Source organism: Serratia sp. BNK-17 (assembly GCF_048684935.1).
GTDB classification, from domain to species: Bacteria; Pseudomonadota; Gammaproteobacteria; order Enterobacterales; family Enterobacteriaceae; genus Serratia; species Serratia nematodiphila.
The window spans coordinates 4,477,538-4,491,533 of sequence record NZ_JBLQTR010000001.1; the positions used below are offsets into that span (position 1 = coordinate 4,477,538).

Sequence of the window (13,996 nt, forward strand, 5' to 3'; positions counted from 1 at the left end):
GCGCGCCTATGGTAGGCAGCTGAGCCTGCGGGGTGTAGCAATTGGTGCTGAACGTCGGCCTTTACCGGCCAATTGCGGCGAAAAAGGCCATAAAACACAAAAATTGTGCATTTTTTCTGAGCGCCGCTCGTTTTTCAGCCTGCGCTCATCATGGGTGCGCGGTATTAACGACGTTATAGGGGCTGATGCATTTTGGTGCGCGTTCGGCGCCGCGGGCGATTGCGGTCAACGACGCCCCGTTGGGATGTGAGGATGAACCTGAGCTCGCCGGCGAGTGCAACGGCAATGATGAAACGCCGGCCGACGGTTAATTAACGTTACGAGCTATCCCCATTGCCGCCAGGCACGCGGCAGGCTAGGCTGTTTAGCTCGTAGGCCGCCGCTTGGCGGCCTGAACGTTGCACAGGGAGTCTACTTTATGACGGGTATTTTGCAGTTATTCCAGGCCATCGGACTGGGTTTGGTGCTGCTGTTGCCGCTGGCCAACCCGCTGACCACGGTGGCATTGCTGCTCGGTTTGTCCGGTAATATGACGCGCGAAGAGCGCAATCAGCAGTCGCTGATGGCCTCGGTTTATGTGTTCTGCATCATGACGGTGGCGTTTTACGCCGGGCAGGTGGTGATGAACACTTTCGGTATTTCGATCCCCGGCCTGCGCATCGCCGGCGGCCTGATCGTCGCCTTCATCGGTTTCCGCATGCTGTTCCCGCAACAAAGCGCCGATGAGGCGCCGGAGGTGGAGAGCAAGTCGCACGAGCTGCGCCACAAGACATCGGCCAACATCGCCTTCGTGCCGTTGGCCATGCCGAGCACCGCCGGGCCGGGCACCATCGCGATGATCATCAGCTCGGCGTCGAGCGTCAAAGCGAACACGCTGGGTTTTGAACCCTGGGTGCTGGCCGTGGCGCCGGTCGCCATCTTCCTGACGGTCGCGGTGATCCTGTGGGGCTGCCTGCTCAGCTCCGGCGCCATCATGCGACTGGTGGGGAAAAGCGGCATCGAGGCGATCTCGCGCCTGATGGGCTTCCTGCTGGTGTGCATGGGGGTACAGTTCATTATCAACGGCGTGCTGGAGATCATCTCCACCTATACGCCGGCCGCCTGATCACACAAAACGGGCGCGATCGTCGCGCCCGTTGCCGTTATTTCCCCATCGGCGCCTGCGCGCCCAAAATGCCCTTGCCTTCCGGCACTTCGGTAAAGCGGCTGAGGATCTCGCTGTAGGTGTTGGCCGGATCCAGATCCGGGAACTGCGCCGGGTAGATAAACTTCGCCAGATACTCCAGCCCGACGATGTTGTACGGATGGTTGTAGAAATTATGGTAGATGCCGTAGAACCGCCCCTCTTTCACCGCCGACACCTGCGCGAAGCCCGGGCGCTGTTTCATGCGGTTGAAAGCCTCATCCACCTGTTGCTGCGTCACGCCATAGCCGAACGGCACCGCGGCGTTGGTCTTGCTGGCCCACTGTGAGCCGGAAACGATGTAGGCGTCCGGTTTCATGGCGATCACTTTTTCCAGCGCCACGTCGCCGGTCGCGCCCGGCAACAGCGCAGAGCCGATGTTGCGCGCGCCGACCGCCTCGACCAGCGCCCCCCAGCCGACGTGCGCATGGGTGAAGCAGCAGGACTCCAGCCCATTCAGGCCAGCCTTGGCTTCGAAAAACACCCGCGGTTTGGGCTCCACCGCCTGCGTTTTGGCCAGAATGGCCTGATAATGCTGCTGATAATAATCGGTATATTGCTTGGCTTCGCTTTCGCGGTTGAGGGTTTCCCCCAGCAGCGTCACGCTTTTCGGCGTGTTCTCCACCGGCTTGAGCATGGTATCGATGAACAGCACCGGCACGTTCAGCGCCTTCAGCTTATCCAGCACGCCGGTTTGGCTCAGCGAAGGCTTGGAGCGCAGCTGGGCGATCATCAGATCGGGCCGCTTGGCGATCACGCTCTCCAGGTTCACTTCACCCTTATCGCTGAATCCCATATCGATGATGTTTTTCGCCCCCGGCCATTTGCTCTGCAAGATATCCCAGGTCGCCGCATCGCTTTTCTTCAGCAGGTTATTCCAGGCCACCAGCCGGCCGAACGGATTGGCGCGATCGAGCAGCGCCAGCGTGAGAATGTCGCGCCCGTCCTGCACCACGATGCGTTTCGGCTCTTGCTGGAGGGTGATCGTCTGGCCGGACGTGTCGGTCAGCGTCAGCGGATAAGTGGTGGCCATCGCCGGAGAGGCGAGCAAGGCGGCGCAAACCAGCGCCGGCAAAATGATTCGACGGTGCACGAAAAACTCCTTAGTCATGAATACATTCAGAAAATACTAATGAGAATGGCTTGCATTATCAAAGATAACGCCCGGCATGTCGGCGATTAATTGCAAAGGGATGTGTAAAGGAAGGGTAAGAGGCGCGCCGGAAGCGGCGCGCCCAGGGGATCACATCAGGCCGTAGATCAGCGCCGACAGCGCAATCAGGCCCATCACCAGCACGAATACGTTGCTCGCCGCGCGGTACTGGCGCATGGCCGGCACCGCACGCACGGCGTACATCGGCAGAATGAACAGGATGGCGGCAATCAGCGGGCCGCTGATGGTTTCGATGATGTGCAGCGCGCTGGGGTTCCACACCGTCGCCGCCCAGGTGAGCAGGAACAGCGCCACCGCCGAGATGCGGTGCGTCATGCGCGAGCTGAGCGGCTTGCCGACCGCGCGCGTGACGCCGTCGATCAGGCTGGTCGCCCCTTCCGTCACCCCCAGCGAAGTGCCGAGATAGGATTTGGCCATCGCCAGCATCGCCATCACCGGGCCAAGGTAGGCGATCAGCGGGTTGGAGAACTTGTTGGCCAGCGTAGTCAGCACCGTGATGTTCTGCTCTTTCGCCTGCAGCATGTCTTCATGAGACAGGCTCAGCACGCAGCTGAACACGAAGAACAGCACGGTAACACAGATCAGCACATAGCTATAGCGCATGATGCGCGCGCAGCGGCGTTCCGCCTTGTCGCCGTACAGGCTCTTCTGGGTCGAGGCGAAGGAAGAGATGATCGGCGCATGGCTGAAGGAGAACACCATCACCGGCACCGCCAGCCACAGCGAATGCCACAACCCCGGCGTGTCGAAGCGGGTGGCGGCCAGGCCGTGCACGAAGTTGGCGGTATTCCAACTCGGCATCAGATAGAGCGAAATGCCCATCAGGAACACCAGCAGTGGGAACACCAGCATGCCCATCGCCGCCACGATGCTGTCTTTGCCGCGCAGCAGCACCAGATTGAGCACCACCACCACCGCCAGGCTCAGCCAGATGCGCGGCAGCGGGGCCACGTGGAACTGATGGATCAGGAAGCTGTCCAGCGCGTTGGTGATCGAAATGCTGTACACCAGCACGATCGGGAAGAACGCCATCAGATACAGCATCATGATGATTTTGCCGGCCAGCACGCCGAAGTGTTCCACCACCACATCGTGAATGTTGCCGTCGCGGCTGGAGCCGGAAAGCACGAAGCGGCTGAGCGCGCGGTGCGGCAAATAGGTCAGCGGGAAAGCGAATAGCGCCATCAACAGCAACACCAGCGGGCCGTTCAGGCCGGCGTTGATCGGCAAGAACAACGTACCGGCGCCCACCGCAGTCGCATAGAGACCGAACATCCAAACGGTGTCGGTTTTGTTCCATTTGGCAGGCTGAGCGGCCGTCAGCGTGCCTGAATCGGGAGAAATCGTACTCATGAGACAGTCTACCTTAATCTGCGGCGACAACGATTGCGCCTAACGGGATATCCTTCTCCGCGAGTTTTTTAATAATAATCAGTGAATTAAAGCGATATTTCATACTTACGCCTGATGAAAGGACGGCAAAGGATAATGAAAAATCCGCTGCGGGTCTATGTTTTATCGGCTGAACGGACGATTTGCGAACACAATCTGCTGAAAAAGCAGGCGACAGCAGAAAAACTAAGGGCCCCTTGCGGAGCCCTTAAACGGTTTACTTTTTCGCGTCCGGATGGTCCGGCACCTCGGCGCTGCCCATCTCCTTCTCATCGCGGATCATCGAGCGGTCTTTACGCACGTCGGCCACGTCGGAGGCGCTCACCGGTTTGGCGCTGTTGCCCCAGCTGGAGCGGATGAAGTTCACCACGTCCGCCACCTGCTGATCGTTCAAACGCCAACCAAACGGCGGCATGGTGATGTTGGACACCGCGCCCTGCACCGCCGGCGTGGTGTTGCCGGTCAGCACGATGTGGATCAGCGAAGTCGCGTCCTCGGTCTGCACCACCGGATTGCCCTTCAGCGACGGGAAGGCGCGCTTGTAGCCCACGCCGTCGGTGCGGTGGCAGGCCGCGCAGTTATCGACATACAGCGCCGCGCCGGGCTTGCTGTCGTCGCCGCGCCACAGATCCTTGGCCACGCTGTCTTCGACCGGCGCCGCCTGCTGCTTGCCGTCTTTCGGCGGCAGCGATTTCAGGTAGCGCGCGATGGCGGTCAGATCGTCGTCGCTCAGGTATTGCAGGCTGTGCTCCACCACGTCGCTCATGCCGCCGAACACGATCGCCTTGTCGTTACGGCCGGTTTTCAGGAACTCGGTCAGCTCGGCTTCGCTCCAGCTGCCCAGGCCATCCTTGCGGTCGCCGCGCAGGCTGGAAGCCACCCACCCGTCGATCGGCGCGTTGCTGCCGGACAGGTAGTCGTCGCTTTCGCTGTTGCTCAACGCTTTTTCCTGCATGGTGATGCTGCGCGGGGTATGGCAAGCGCCGCAGTGGCCCAGGCCTTCCACCAGGTAGCGTCCGCGTTCAATCACCGGATCGGCCTTGGCGTCGGCAACGAAGTCCGCCGGCGACGGCGCAAACATGCCGCGCCAGATGCTCAGCGGCCAGCGCATCGACAGCGGCCACGGGATGTCGGAGTCCTTGTTGGCCTGCTCCACCGGCTGCACGCCGTGCATGAAATAGGCATACATGGCGCGCATGTCGTCCTCTTTCACCAGCGCGAACGACGGGTACGGCATCGCCGGGTACAGGGTGCTGCCGTTTTTGGCTACGCCCTTACGCACCGCGTTGTCGAAATCCTCGAAGCTGTAATCGCCGATGCCGGTTTTCTTGTCCGGCGTAATGTTGGTCGAGTAGATGGTGCCGATCGGCGTCTCCATCGCCAGGCCGCCGGCGAAGGTTTTGCCGTTCTTGCCATCGGTATGACAGGCCACGCAGTCACCGGCTCGCGCCAGGTACTCGCCACGCTTGATCAGCTCGCTGCTGACGGTGGCGTCCTGCGCCCAAACGGAGAAACTCACTGCACTGAGAACCAGTGCCGGTACAAATGCTTTCATCGTTCGCCGTCCTTATGCCTGCACCAATGGGCCTGGGTTTTTCAGATACTGCTCGCGAATGGCGCGGGCAGACCAGTAAGCCAGCGCCGCCACGGTGCCGGTCGGGTTGTAGCCCAGCCCTTGCGGGAAGGCCGATGCGCCGATCGAGAACACGTTGTGCACGTCCCAGCTCTGCAGATAGCGGTTGACCGCGCTGGTCTTCGGATCTTCCCCCATCACCGCACCGCCGTTCATGTGGGTAGTCTGGTAGCTGGTGGTGTCGAAGTGGCTGTTGGCGTTTTTCGGGCTGCCGGCGATCAGTTTCGGGTTCATCGCCTTGGCGATCGGCGCCATCTTGTCGTACATGAACTGCGCCATCTTGATGTCGTTTTCCTGCCAGTCGAACGTCATGCGCAGCAGCGGCTGGCCAAAGACGTTCTTGTAGTTGGGATCGAGATCCAGATAGTTATTGCGGTACGACTGGTGCGCGCCGTGGGCGTCCATCGAGACGTGATGGGTGTAGGCATCCGCCACCGCCGCTTTCCACTTGCTGCCCCAGGCCGGGGTGCCCGGCGGGGTCGGCAGGCCGGAGATCGGCTTGGTGCCCGCCTGGTTGACCCAGAATGGCGAACCGCCGACGAAGCCTTCTTTGGCGTGATCGAAGTTGTCGGCGTTGAAGTCGTCCACGCCCACGCCGTTGCCGCCGGCGCCGATGAACGGGTTGGTGAACACGTCTTTATCGAAGAACGCCTTGATGGTGGTCATGTTCTGGTAGGCGAAGTTGCGCCCGACCACCCCTTCGCCAGTTACCGGATCGTAAGGCTTGCCGATGCCGGACAGCAGCATCAGGTGCACGTTGTGGAACTGGAACGCGCCCAGGATCACCAGATCGGCCGGCTGTTCAATCTCGCGGCCCTGCGCATCGACGTAGTTCACGCCGGTGGCGCGGGATTTGTCGTCGGTCAGGTTGACCTTTAGCACGTTGGCGTTGGTGCGCAGCTCGAAGCGTTTCTCCATGCGCAGCGCCGGCAAGATGTTGACGTTCGGCGAGGCCTTGGAATACATGTAGCAGGCGTAGCCGCTGCAGAAACCGCAGAAGTTGCACGGGCCCATCTGCGCGCCGTACGGGTTGGTGTAAGAATCCGAGGTGTTGGCGGACGGCAGGTTGTAAGGGTGGTAACCCACCTCCAGCGCCGCTTTCTCGAACAGCTGAGCGGAGTAGGTATTTTTCTGCGCCGGCAGCGGGAAGTCGTCGGAGCGATCCGGCGCAAAGCGGTTGCCGCCCTTCTGCGCTACTTTCTGCCCCTTGATGGTCCAGGCGGTGCCGGAGGTGCCGAACACTTTCTCCGCCTTGTCGAAGAACGGCTCTAGCTCGTCGTAAGTCACGCCGAAGTCCTGGATGGTCATGTCCTTCGGAATGAAGTTTTTGCCATAACGCTCTTCATAATGGCTGCGCATGCGCAGTTCGATCGGATCGACGCGGAAATGCACGCCCGACCAGTGCAGGCCGGCGCCGCCGACGCCGGTGCCCGGCAGGAACGCCGCCAGCTGGCGGTAAGGCACCGCGGTCTGGCTGCTGTTATGGCGAATGGTGACGGTGCTTTTCGACAGATCCTGGAACAGCTTGCGCCGAATGTTATAGGTCAGCTCGTCGATCACCTGCGGGTAAGAACCGTCCGGATAGGTGTCGCGCATCGGGCCGCGCTCCAGCGCCACCACGTTGAGGCCGGCCTCGGTCAGCTCTTTGGCCATGATCGCGCCCACCCAGCCGAAGCCGACGATCACCGCGTCTACTTTTTTCATTACCGTTGCCATGGTTAGCCCCTCTCCCCACGAATCGAGACCGGCGGGAAGGGATAACGCTCCCCTCGCTCAACCCAGTCCATAAAATCGGCGCGCGCGCCCGGAAAATTAATCAGCTTCCAGCCAACCATGTCTTTGTTGCCGCCATGGATCGGATCGCTGAAGAAACCTTCACGGGTGTTTTGCAGTAGATAGGAGAAGAACAGTTTCGACGGCAGTTGCCGGAACTCCGCCTCGCCGGACTCGAACTTTTGCAGCATGGCGTCCTGCTGCGCGCCATCCAGTTCGGCGAAAGGCTTGCCGGCGGTTTTTTTGCTGTAGGCGTCGGCGTCTGCGATGCCGAGGTTGTAGATTTGCTTGGGCACCAGCGGCAGCTGATAGCCCATCTCCTTCGGCACATCGGGGTTGAACGGCCCCTGCATGTACCAGATGGAGCCGGTGGCGTACGGGGTATTCATCTGGCGATCGATAAACTCCGGCACGCCGGCTTCCAGCGCGCCGGGGCCGCGATCGTCGGCCGGGATCAGGCGCGCGACGGCGGCCTTGATGAAGGCCCACTCTTCCGGGGTGAAAAAGGTCGGTTGGTAATCGTTCTGCGTTGAGGTGTTCGAGGCTGCGACCGCCGGTGTCGGTGCCGTCAGCGCGCCAACGCCGCTGCCACCAATTACCGCCGCAGGAATTAAGGTCATCGATTTCAACAAGAAATCGCGCCGCGAATTGTTGGTTTTATGATTCGACATGTCACATTCCATCCAAAGATAGTCACAACTATTTAACCGCAACCTTGCGATCGATACGGGTTTTTAAAATAATTTGTTACTTATTTGTATATTTATTGAAGGTCAGAATGCGTACAAAAGCAAAAATGTTACCGGTAACTTATTGAATGAACGTAAAGATTTATCTGCTAACGTAAATTTAACTTTTTGTGCGGTTTTTCCGATAAGCGGTGAGGAAATAACGAAAAATGAGAGGTGGGTCGCGCGCTGGAACGGTGCCGAAAACAAAATCGGCCGCGTTCAGCGGCCGATTCGACAAAAGAGAGGATTACTGCGACATCGCCTGATAGGCGGTGGTCACCTTCCACAAATAGCGCGGCGCCTGCGGTGCCGGGTGCTTTTTCTGGATGTGCTGATAAAACTCATCCGGGCTCATCTGATTGATGCGATTGACCGCCACGCGCTTGTCCGAAGAGAAGGTGCGCAACATGGCGCCCGCCCCATTCACGTACGAAACGATGGTGGCGTAACGCAAAGTCTGTGGGTTGTTGATCCCGGCTAGCTGCTGGCTTTGAAGAATATTGATATAGGCCGTTCCCAGATCAATATTGACCGCCGGATCCTTCAGCTCACGCGAGCTGGGTTGCCCGCTTCGTCCCTTCATGCGATAGGCGTCGCGGCCGGCGGTAGAAGCCTTAAGCTGCATCAATCCCACTGCGTTCGAGGTGCTGACCACGTTCGGGTTAAACCCGGACTCCACCTGAATAATCGCTTTAATCAGCGTTTCGTCAACGCCATAGTTGCTGGCCGCCTGACGAATGTAATCGTTATAAGCAACCGGGGTGCCCGTGCGGTTTACCGGTGCCTGCGGAGGGGGTTTTAACCAACCGCCGCGCGTTGTGCCACTGCCTGAAATATTGCTTGCCGTTTGCGGGTCTTTGGCGCACCCCGACAAAAGTAAAATTGCCGTAAGGCAACCTATTTTTGTTTTCACAGAATCCCTCACTCCTTTCAATGAGTTGCGTAGCATATACAACTTGTAAGGACACCTGCAGTAATTTTTTGGGCTAATCTCAAGCTATCCATATACCAAGAGGTGATTTATGAGTCAATCTGCAACAAGCTGCTTTGTGGTGACTTTTCGCTATCAGGAAGAGGGATTAACCGACCTGGCGAAGCTGACCGGGCAATTGACGCGCGAGGGTTTTGTCACGTCGGTGACAGACGAAAATGGCGTTCACCACGAACTCGGCAGCAACAGTTTTGCGTTCATAACCGTGCTGGATCAAGAGGATGTGCTGCGCCTGGCGCAGGGGTTCGGGCAGTTGGCATTGGGAAAACAGCCGGAGGTGGCGATATGCAGCTGTGAGGACTACCTTCAGCGGTTACATACTGATACATAAAATGCTATAACTCCCCGGACGGTATTATTTTTTCAGTTGGAGAAATACCCCGCCGGCGGTGGGCAAGTGGCGCTTGACTTCGCTTCAATTGATATTGATAATCATTTTCATTTGAACCAGGAGACGTCATCATGCCATTGATAAGTTGCGCTTTTCGTCGCAGTCGCCCTTCCCGCTCTGCCGCATTGTTACGCCCTTTCATGCTCGCCTGCCTGCTGCTCGGCGCCGCCTTGGTCAGCCAAAACGCGCTGGCGGAAAAAAAGCTGCGCGTGGTGACCACCTTCACCATCATTCAGGATATCGCCCAGAACGTGGCCGGTGACGCCGCCGTGGTGGAATCCATCACCAAGCCGGGCGCCGAGATCCACGACTATCAACCGACTCCGCGCGACATCGTCAAGGCACAGCACGCCGACCTGATCCTGTGGAACGGCATGAACCTGGAGCGCTGGTTCCAGCGTTTCTTCGAAAACATCAAACAGGTGCCGGCGGCGGTAGTCACCGAAGGCATTACCCCGCTGCCGATCCGCGAAGGGCCCTATAACGGCAACCCGAACCCGCATGCCTGGATGTCGCCAAGCAACGCGCTGGTGTATATCGAGAATATCCGCAAGGCGCTGGTGGAGCACGATCCGGCCAATGCGGAAACCTATAACCGCAACGCCAAGGCCTACGCAGAGAAAATCGGCGCGCTGGACGCCCCGCTGCGCGAACGCCTGGCGCGCATTCCGGCCGCACAGCGCTGGCTGGTGACCAGTGAAGGTGCCTTCAGCTACCTGGCGCAGGACTATCAGTTGAAAGAGGTTTATCTGTGGCCGATCAACGCCGATGAGCAAGGCTCGCCGCAGCAGGTGCGCCGGGTGATCGACGCCGTGCGCGCCCACCATATTCCGGTGGTGTTCAGCGAGAGCACCATTTCCGACAAGCCGGCCAGGCAGGTGGCGAAAGAAACCGGCGCCAAATACGGCGGCGTGCTGTACGTGGACTCGCTGTCCACCCGCGATGGCCCGGTGCCGACCTACATCGACCTGCTTAACACCACCGTGCAAACCATCGCCAAAGGATTCGATCAATGACCCATGAACCGTTTGTCCGCCCTGAATTGAACGTGGACGACGTCACCGTAACCTACAACAACGGGCACACCGCCATTCACAACGCCAGCTTCACCCTGAGCGGCGGTTCGATCTGCGCATTGGTCGGCGTCAACGGCAGCGGCAAATCGACGCTGTTCAAAAGCATCATGGGCCTGGTCAGGCCCACCGCCGGCCAGGTGTCGCTGAGCGACAAGCCGGTGGCGGACGCGCTGAAAAAGAACCTGATCGCCTACGTGCCGCAGACCGAAGACGTCGACTGGAACTTCCCGGTGCTGGTGGAAGACGTGGTGATGATGGGCCGCTACGGCAAGATGAACTTCCTGCGCATTCCGTCACGTGAGGACAGGTTGCGGGTCGACAAGGCGCTGGAGCGCGTCGGCCTGAGCGAGCTGCGCGGCCGGCAGATCGGCGAGCTGTCCGGCGGCCAGAAGAAGCGCGTATTTCTGGCGCGCGCGCTGGCGCAACAGGGCACGGTGCTGCTGCTGGATGAGCCTTTCACCGGCGTGGATGTGAAAACCGAGAATGCGATTATCGAGCTGCTGCGCGCGCTGCGCGACGAGGGCCATCTCATTTTGGTCTCCACCCACAACCTCGGCAGCGTGCCGGAATTTTGCGATCGGGTGATCCTCATCAACCGCACGGTGCTGGCCGCCGGCCCGACCGAGACCACCTTCACCCAGAGCAACCTGGAGCAGGCGTTCGGCGGCGTGCTGCGCCATATCAACCTTTCCGGCCCGGATCTGCACGACGACAACGATCCGCGCACCGTCACGGTGTTGACCGACGATGAACGCCCGGCGGTGTTCTACGGCCACACCAAAAGCGATCCGCCGGCCAACAGCCAGGCCAGGGAGAAACAATCCTGATGCTGGACCTTCTGCTGCAACCTTTCAGTTACAACTACATGGTGAAGGCCATCTGGGTCAGCGCCATCGTCGGCGCCGCCTGCGCGTTCCTGTCCGCCTACCTGATGCTGAAAGGGTGGTCGCTGATGGGCGATGCGCTGTCGCACTCGGTGGTGCCCGGCGTGGCCGGCGCCTACGCCCTCGGCCTGCCCTACGCCGCCGGCGCCTTCTTCACCGGCATGCTGGCGGCGCTGGCGATGACGCTGGTGCGCCACATCACCCGGCTGCGCGAAGACGCCATCATCGGCTTTATCTTCTCCACCTTCTTCGCCGTCGGCCTGCTGATCGTGTCGCTCAACCCCACCTCGGTCAACGTACAGTCGATCATCTTCGGCAATATCCTCGGCATCGCCGACGAAGACGTGCTGCAGGTGGAAATCATCATCGGCGTTTCGCTGCTGATCCTGTGCCTGGTGTGGAAAGATCTGCTGGCGGTGTTCTTCGACGAAAGCCACGCGGTGTCGATCGGCCTGTCGCCGCTGAAGCTGAAGATCCTGTTCTTCACCCTGCTCAGCGCCTGCACCGTCGCCGCGCTGCAAACCGTCGGCGCCATTCTGGTGATCGCCATGGTGATCACCCCGGGCGCTACCGCCTACCTGCTGACCGACCGCTTCAGCCGGCTGGTGATTATCGCCATCATCATCGGCGCATTGACCAGCGGCATCGGCGCCTACCTGAGTTTCTTCCTCGACGGCGCCACCGGCGGGGTGATCGTCACCCTGCAAACGCTGGTATTCCTGGCGGCGTTCTTCTTCGCGCCGAAACACGGCCTGCTGGCATCCCGGCGCCGCGTGGCACATTCGCAAACAGGAGGCCGCTGATGGACACCCTGTATCAACTGCTCAGCGAACCCTTCGCCTACCCGTTCATGCAGCGGGCGATCGTCGCCGCCATCGTTACCGGCGTGGTGTGCGCCGTGCTCTCCTGCTATCTGGTGCTCAAGGGCTGGTCGCTGATGGGTGACGCCATCTCGCACGCCGTCTTGCCCGGCATCGTAGTGGCGTTCGTGGTCGGCATCCCGCTGGCGATCGGCGCCTTCCTCTCCGGCATCTTCTGCGCGGTAGCCACCGGCTATCTGAAAGAGAACAGCCGGGTGAAAGAGGACACGGTGATGGGCATCGTCTTTTCCGGCATGTTCGCCTTCGGCCTGGTGCTGTTCTCGCGCATCGATACCGACCAGCACCTGAGCCACATTCTGTTCGGCAACATGCTGGGCATTACCGACGGCGAACTGAAGCAAACCTTGCTGATCGCCGGCATCACCCTGGCGGTGGTGCTGCTCAAGCGCAAAGACTTCATGCTGTACTGCTTCGATCCGCACCATGCGCGGGTGATTGGCCTGCCGGTCAAGCTGCTGCACTACGGATTGCTGTGCCTGCTGGCGATGACCATCGTCGCCTCGCTGCAGGCCGTGGGGGTGATCCTGGTGATCGCCATGCTGATCGCCCCCGGCATCATCGCCTTTATGCTGTGCCGCCGCTTCGACCGCATGCTGATGGTGGCGACGGTGGTGTCGGTGTTCTCCTGCGTGCTCGGCACCCTGATCAGCTTCCACATCGACGGCGCCACCGGCCCCTGCATCGTCATCGTACAGGCCGCGCTGTTCGTGATCGCCTTGTTGTACAGCAAGCTGCGTCCGTTACAGGGTAACCAAAACGCCCCCATTGGCAGTTAAACGCCTCTCTGATGCGGCGGTGCTCTCCGCCGCATCTTATCCTCCCCTCGCTTATCCGTTGTCATCAAGTTGCAATCGGTATTGCGCTTAAATTAATCAATAGGGTATATACTTTGAGCTGGCGAGGCGCTGAAAAAATCGCCGCCTTTGACGCCGGCTGTGCGCCGCGTCGTGTTTTCACCACGGGAAAGACGCTAACCTAATGAATTATCAGGCAGCACAGAGGGGGACATACCATGTGGCAAGCCGTTAGCCGTCTGTTAAGTGAACATCTTGGCAGCGCAGAGATACGCGAAAGGATTGAACTGCCCGGGGGCGACATTCACCCGGCGTGGCGCGTGAGTTACGGTGACAACGAGGTGTTCGTGAAATGCGACGCCCGTGAACAACTGCCGATATTCACCGCCGAGGCCGATCAGCTGGCGTTGCTGGCGCGCAGCAAAAGCGTGCGGGTGCCGGAAGTGTACGGCGTCGGCAGCGATCGCGATTACAGCTTCCTGCTGCTGGAGTATCAGCAGCTGAAACCCCTCGATGCTCACGGCGCCTACTGCCTGGGGCAACAACTGGCGCATTTGCACCAGTGGAGCGAGCAACCGCAGTTCGGTCTCGACTTCGACAGCGATCTGACCACCACCCCGCAACCCAACGCCTGGCAACGCCGCTGGTCGGAATTCTTCGCCGAGCAGCGCATCGGCTGGCAGCTGCAGCTGGCGGCGGAAAAAGGCATGACCTTCGGCGACATCGACGACATCGTCGATCGGGTGTATCTGCGCTTGCAGCACCACCAACCGCAGCCTTCCCTGCTGCACGGCAACCTGTGGCCGGGCAACTGCGCGATGACCGCCCACGGGCCGATACTGTTCGATCCGGCCAGCTACTGGGGCGACCGAGAGTGCGATTTGGCGATGCTGCCGCTGTATCCGGAGCTGCCGCCGCAGATCTACGACGGCTATCAGAGCGTGTGGCCGCTGGGGGCCGGATTTATCGAGCGCCAGCCGCTGTATCAGCTGTACTACCTGCTCAACCGCAGCAACCTGTTCGGCGGCCAGCATTTGGTGGCTGCGCAACGTGCGGTGGAGGCGCTGTTGCAGCCGGAAGCGTCATAACGTTC

The 13,996-nt window shown here is 60.1% G+C and carries 13 protein-coding genes; 7 read left to right on the forward strand and 6 right to left on the reverse strand.

The window, feature by feature from the left end:
* Positions 1–418 precede the first annotated feature (418 nt).
* On the forward strand, positions 419–1,105 hold the full coding sequence (locus tag ACMGF7_RS21295; RefSeq protein WP_004931428.1) for a MarC family NAAT transporter: 687 nt from the start codon (positions 419–421) through the stop codon (positions 1,103–1,105).
* Positions 1,106–1,142: 37 nt separating this feature from the next.
* Here the strand turns inward: ACMGF7_RS21295 and ACMGF7_RS21300 are convergent, their stop codons facing one another.
* The 6 genes from ACMGF7_RS21300 to ACMGF7_RS21325 form a co-directional block, all read right to left on the reverse strand.
* Positions 1,143–2,276, reverse strand: coding sequence for an ABC transporter substrate-binding protein (locus tag ACMGF7_RS21300; RefSeq protein WP_164095028.1), 1,134 nt, complete (start codon positions 2,274–2,276; stop codon positions 1,143–1,145).
* A 150-nt stretch (positions 2,277–2,426) separates the two neighbouring features.
* Positions 2,427–3,710 carry a serine transporter gene (locus ACMGF7_RS21305; RefSeq protein ID WP_004931430.1) on the reverse strand — a complete coding sequence of 428 codons (1,284 nt, stop codon included), beginning with the start codon at positions 3,708–3,710 and terminating at the stop codon, positions 2,427–2,429.
* 256 nt (positions 3,711–3,966) lie between these two features.
* Positions 3,967–5,304 (reverse strand): c-type cytochrome, encoded by a 1,338-nt coding sequence (locus tag ACMGF7_RS21310; protein ID WP_004931431.1) that lies wholly within the window; start codon positions 5,302–5,304, stop codon positions 3,967–3,969.
* Positions 5,305–5,316: 12 nt separating this feature from the next.
* Positions 5,317–7,098, reverse strand: a complete 1,782-nt coding sequence (locus ACMGF7_RS21315; RefSeq protein WP_004931432.1) for a GMC family oxidoreductase — start codon at positions 7,096–7,098, stop codon at positions 5,317–5,319.
* A 2-nt stretch (positions 7,099–7,100) separates the two neighbouring features.
* Entirely contained in the window at positions 7,101–7,826 is a 726-nt protein-coding gene (locus tag ACMGF7_RS21320; protein WP_164095027.1) for a gluconate 2-dehydrogenase subunit 3 family protein, read from the reverse strand.
* A gap of 307 nt (positions 7,827–8,133) precedes the next feature.
* The gene (locus tag ACMGF7_RS21325) at positions 8,134–8,799 is read right to left on the reverse strand and encodes a transglycosylase SLT domain-containing protein (RefSeq protein ID WP_004931439.1); all 666 of its coding nucleotides are present in this window, start codon (positions 8,797–8,799) and stop codon (positions 8,134–8,136) included.
* A gap of 109 nt (positions 8,800–8,908) precedes the next feature.
* Between ACMGF7_RS21325 and ghoS the strand changes: the two genes are divergently transcribed.
* The 6 genes from ghoS (at position 8,909) to ACMGF7_RS21355 (ending at position 13,991) form a co-directional block, all read left to right on the forward strand.
* Positions 8,909–9,208 carry a type V toxin-antitoxin system endoribonuclease antitoxin GhoS gene (gene ghoS / locus ACMGF7_RS21330; protein WP_015377688.1) on the forward strand — a complete coding sequence of 100 codons (300 nt, stop codon included), beginning with the start codon at positions 8,909–8,911 and terminating at the stop codon, positions 9,206–9,208.
* A gap of 131 nt (positions 9,209–9,339) precedes the next feature.
* Entirely contained in the window at positions 9,340–10,284 is a 945-nt protein-coding gene (locus ACMGF7_RS21335; RefSeq protein WP_031300483.1) for a metal ABC transporter substrate-binding protein, read from the forward strand.
* On the forward strand, positions 10,281–11,171 hold the full coding sequence (locus tag ACMGF7_RS21340) for a manganese/iron ABC transporter ATP-binding protein (protein ID WP_004931446.1): 891 nt from the start codon (positions 10,281–10,283) through the stop codon (positions 11,169–11,171). The genes ACMGF7_RS21335 and ACMGF7_RS21340 overlap by 4 nt, the downstream gene beginning before the upstream one ends.
* On the forward strand, positions 11,171–12,031 hold the full coding sequence (gene yfeC / locus ACMGF7_RS21345; protein ID WP_015377686.1) for an iron/manganese ABC transporter permease subunit YfeC: 861 nt from the start codon (positions 11,171–11,173) through the stop codon (positions 12,029–12,031). Before ACMGF7_RS21340 ends, yfeC begins: the two co-directional genes overlap by 1 nt.
* Entirely contained in the window at positions 12,031–12,885 is an 855-nt protein-coding gene (locus tag ACMGF7_RS21350) for a metal ABC transporter permease (protein ID WP_015377685.1), read from the forward strand. The genes yfeC and ACMGF7_RS21350 overlap by 1 nt, the downstream gene beginning before the upstream one ends.
* A gap of 236 nt (positions 12,886–13,121) precedes the next feature.
* Positions 13,122–13,991 carry a fructosamine kinase family protein gene (locus ACMGF7_RS21355; protein ID WP_004931452.1) on the forward strand — a complete coding sequence of 290 codons (870 nt, stop codon included), beginning with the start codon at positions 13,122–13,124 and terminating at the stop codon, positions 13,989–13,991.
* Positions 13,992–13,996: the final 5 nt, after the last annotated feature.

What these genes read in the sequence shown, in the direction of transcription:
- ACMGF7_RS21295 (WP_004931428.1), top strand. Translation starts at nt 419, where the DNA reads ATGACGGGTATTTTGCAGTTATTCCAGGCCATCGGACTGGGTTTGGTG.
- ACMGF7_RS21305 (WP_004931430.1), bottom strand. Translation starts at nt 3,710, where the DNA reads ATGAGTACGATTTCTCCCGATTCAGGCACGCTGACGGCCGCTCAGCCT.
- ACMGF7_RS21310 (WP_004931431.1), bottom strand. Translation starts at nt 5,304, where the DNA reads ATGAAAGCATTTGTACCGGCACTGGTTCTCAGTGCAGTGAGTTTCTCC.
- ACMGF7_RS21315 (WP_004931432.1), bottom strand. Translation starts at nt 7,098, where the DNA reads ATGGCAACGGTAATGAAAAAAGTAGACGCGGTGATCGTCGGCTTCGGC.
- ACMGF7_RS21320 (WP_164095027.1), bottom strand. Translation starts at nt 7,826, where the DNA reads ATGTCGAATCATAAAACCAACAATTCGCGGCGCGATTTCTTGTTGAAA.
- ghoS (WP_015377688.1), top strand. Translation starts at nt 8,909, where the DNA reads ATGAGTCAATCTGCAACAAGCTGCTTTGTGGTGACTTTTCGCTATCAG.
- ACMGF7_RS21335 (WP_031300483.1), top strand. Translation starts at nt 9,340, where the DNA reads ATGCCATTGATAAGTTGCGCTTTTCGTCGCAGTCGCCCTTCCCGCTCT.
- ACMGF7_RS21340 (WP_004931446.1), top strand. Translation starts at nt 10,281, where the DNA reads ATGACCCATGAACCGTTTGTCCGCCCTGAATTGAACGTGGACGACGTC.
- yfeC (WP_015377686.1), top strand. Translation starts at nt 11,171, where the DNA reads ATGCTGGACCTTCTGCTGCAACCTTTCAGTTACAACTACATGGTGAAG.
- ACMGF7_RS21350 (WP_015377685.1), top strand. Translation starts at nt 12,031, where the DNA reads ATGGACACCCTGTATCAACTGCTCAGCGAACCCTTCGCCTACCCGTTC.
- ACMGF7_RS21355 (WP_004931452.1), top strand. Translation starts at nt 13,122, where the DNA reads ATGTGGCAAGCCGTTAGCCGTCTGTTAAGTGAACATCTTGGCAGCGCA.